1 protein-coding gene is annotated in these 271 nt (G+C 73.4%); it reads right to left on the reverse strand.

The window, feature by feature from the left end; all coding sequences use genetic code 11:
* Positions 1–79: 79 nt before the first annotated feature.
* Positions 80–271, reverse strand: a 192-nt coding sequence (locus SB719_RS20225; RefSeq protein ID WP_412159751.1) for a hypothetical protein, incomplete at its 5' end; no start/stop codon positions are given.

Here is a 271-nt window from a genome sequence, read left to right on the forward strand (position 1 = left end):
GCGCCGCGGTGATCGTCCGCGCCTGATCCGGACCCGGGTTGCTCCACGTGGGTGAAGCGGGCGCCGCAGCGCTCGATCGTCATGCCTGCCGCTGCGCGAGGCGGTCCTGAATTTCGCGGATGATCCTCCCCAACTCGCCGGAAGCCAGGAGGCCCGCACCGAGCGGCCCGGCGGAGTCCTCGCCGAGCCGCGGGAGGCGACCGAGGGCGTCTCTGCCCGGCACGGACAACCGCTCCAGCTGCCAGGCGACCTCCTTCTCGGCGGCATCCGG

The organism is Pantoea sp. SIMBA_079 (assembly GCF_046940275.1).
GTDB lineage: Bacteria > Pseudomonadota > Gammaproteobacteria > Enterobacterales > Enterobacteriaceae > Pantoea > Pantoea borealis.